Origin of the sequence: Streptococcus pseudopneumoniae (assembly GCF_038148935.1) — a bacterium.
In the GTDB taxonomy this organism is placed as follows: domain Bacteria; phylum Bacillota; class Bacilli; order Lactobacillales; family Streptococcaceae; genus Streptococcus; species Streptococcus pseudopneumoniae_U.
Window position 1 is genome coordinate 1 of sequence record NZ_JBBJZX010000137.1, and the last position, 2,928, is coordinate 2,928.

2 protein-coding genes and 1 pseudogene are annotated in these 2,928 nt (G+C 37.1%); all 3 read left to right on the plus strand.

Annotated features, from left to right (window positions below):
• Nucleotides 1-99: 99 nt before the first annotated feature.
• Nucleotides 100-642: a hypoxanthine phosphoribosyltransferase gene (hpt, locus tag WKI42_RS09940; RefSeq protein WP_000892172.1), complete on the plus strand. Its 543-nt coding sequence runs from the start codon at nucleotides 100-102 to the stop codon at nucleotides 640-642.
• A gap of 15 nt (nucleotides 643-657) precedes the next feature.
• The gene (ftsH, locus tag WKI42_RS09945) at nucleotides 658-2,616 is read left to right on the plus strand and encodes an ATP-dependent zinc metalloprotease FtsH (RefSeq protein ID WP_368081844.1); all 1,959 of its coding nucleotides are present in this window, start codon (nucleotides 658-660) and stop codon (nucleotides 2,614-2,616) included.
• Between the two features lie 120 nt (nucleotides 2,617-2,736).
• Nucleotides 2,737-2,928: pseudogene (locus WKI42_RS09950) on the plus strand (sigma-70 family RNA polymerase sigma factor); the annotation flags it as partial.

Here is a 2,928-nt window from a genome sequence, read left to right on the forward strand (position 1 = left end):
TCTCAATTTTGGGAATTGCGACCAGTAATTTGAGTAAAAACACGAAAAATGATATAATGAACACTGTACTTTATATAGAAAAAATAGATAGGTAAAAAAATGTTAGAAAACGATATTAAAAAAATCCTCGTTTCACACGATGAAATTACAGAAGCTGCTAAAAAATTAGGTGCACAATTAACTAAGGACTATGCAGGAAAAAATCCAATCTTAGTTGGGATTTTAAAAGGATCTATTCCTTTTATGGCTGAATTGGTTAAACATATCGACACACATATTGAAATGGACTTCATGATGGTTTCTAGCTACCATGGTGGAACAGCAAGTAGTGGTGTTATCAATATTAAACAAGATGTGACTCAAGATATCAAAGGAAGACATGTTCTGTTTGTAGAAGATATCATTGATACAGGTCAAACTTTGAAGAATTTGCGAGATATGTTTATTGCAAGAGATGCAGCTTCTGTTAACATTGCAACCTTGTTGGATAAACCAGAAGGACGTGTTGTAGAAATTGAGGCAGACTATACCTGCTTTACTATCCCAAATGAGTTTGTAGTAGGTTATGGTTTAGACTACAAAGAAAATTATCGTAATCTTCCTTATGTTGGAGTATTGAAAGAAGAAGTATATTCAAATTAGAAAGAACAATTTTTAATGAAAAAACAAAATAATGGTTTAATTAAAAATCCATTTCTATGGTTATTACTTATTTTTTTCCTAGTTACAGCTTATCAGTATTTTAGTACAGGTAGTGTTGCAGGGAAAAGTGAGCAAATTAATTATACAGAATTGGTAAAAGAAATTACCGATGACAATGTAAAAGAATTAACTTATCAACCAAATGGTAGTGTTATCGAAGTTTCGGGTGTCTATAAAAATCCTAAAACAAGTAAAGAAGAAACAGGTATTCAGTTTTTCACGCCATCTGTTACTAAGGTAGAGAAATTTACCAGCACTATTCTTCCTGCAGATACTACAGTATCAGAATTGCAAAAGCTTGCTTCTGACCATAAAGCAGAAGTAACTGTTAAGCATGAAAGTTCAAGTGGTATGTGGATTAATCTACTCGTATCCATTGTGCCATTTGGAATTCTATTCTTCTTCCTATTCTCTATGATGGGAAATATGGGAGGAGGAAATGGCCGTAACCCGATGAGTTTTGGACGTAGTAAGGCTAAAGCTGCAAATAAAGAAGATATTAAAGTAAGATTTTCAGATGTTGCTGGAGCTGAGGAAGAAAAACAAGAACTGGTTGAAGTTGTTGAATTCTTAAAAGATCCAAAACGATTTACAAAACTTGGAGCCCGTATTCCAGCAGGTGTTCTTTTGGAGGGACCTCCGGGAACAGGTAAGACATTGCTTGCTAAAGCAGTCGCCGGAGAAGCAGGTGTTCCATTCTTTAGTATCTCGGGTTCTGACTTTGTAGAAATGTTTGTCGGAGTTGGAGCTAGTCGTGTTCGTTCTCTTTTTGAAGATGCCAAAAAAGCAGCGCCAGCTATTATCTTTATCGATGAAATTGATGCTGTCGGACGCCAACGTGGTGTCGGCCTCGGTGGAGGAAATGATGAACGTGAGCAAACCTTGAACCAACTCTTGATTGAGATGGATGGTTTTGAGGGAAATGAAGGGATTATCGTTATCGCTGCGACAAACCGTTCAGATGTATTAGACCCTGCCCTTTTACGTCCAGGACGTTTTGATAGAAAAGTATTGGTTGGTCGCCCTGATGTTAAAGGTCGTGAAGCAATCTTGAAAGTTCATGCTAAGAACAAGCCTTTAGCAGAAGATGTTGATTTGAAATTAGTTGCTCAACAAACTCCAGGCTTTGTTGGTGCTGATTTAGAGAATGTCTTGAATGAAGCAGCCTTGGTTGCCGCTCGTCGCAATAAATCGATAATTGATGCTTCAGATATTGATGAAGCAGAAGATAGAGTGATTGCTGGTCCTTCTAAGAAAGATAAGACAGTTTCACAAAAAGAACGTGAATTGGTTGCCTATCATGAGGCAGGACATACCATTGTTGGTCTAGTCTTATCGAATGCCCGAGTTGTCCATAAGGTTACAATTGTACCACGTGGTCGTGCAGGTGGTTATATGATTGCACTTCCTAAGGAAGACCAAATGCTTCTATCTAAAGAAGATATGAAAGAGCAATTGGCTGGCTTAATGGGTGGACGTGTAGCTGAAGAAATTATCTTTAATGTCCAAACGACAGGAGCTTCAAACGACTTTGAACAGGCGACACAAATGGCGCGTGCAATGGTTACAGAGTACGGTATGAGTGAAAAACTTGGTCCAGTACAATATGAAGGAAACCATGCTATGTTTGGTGCACAGAGTCCTCAAAAATCAATTTCAGAACAAACAGCTTATGAAATTGACGAAGAAGTTCGTTCATTATTAAATGAAGCACGAAATAAAGCTGCTGAAATCATCCAATCAAATCGTGAAACTCACAAGTTGATTGCAGAAGCATTATTGAAATACGAAACATTGGATAGTACACAAATTAAAGCTCTTTACGAAACAGGAAAGATGCCTGAAGCAGTAGAAGAGGAATCTCATGCACTATCCTATGATGAAGTAAAGTCAAAAATGAATGATGAAAAATAACCCTGAGAGAGGCTTGTCCTCTCTTTTTTGTGCAGTTGAGACGGTTTAGGGAGCAGAATGGATGAAATTTGCTAAAAGTGTTTCTGAATCTGTTAGACTGTAAACAGAAAGGGGAATATTATGATTAAAGAATTATATGAAGAAGTCCAGGGGAGTGTATATAAGTGTAGAAATGAATATTACCTTCATTTATGGGAGTTATCGGACTGGGATCAAGAGGGAATGATATGTCTACATGAATTGATTAGTAGAGAAGAAGAGCTGGCAGAAGATATTCCTCGTTTACGTAAATATTTCAAAACAAAATTCCGG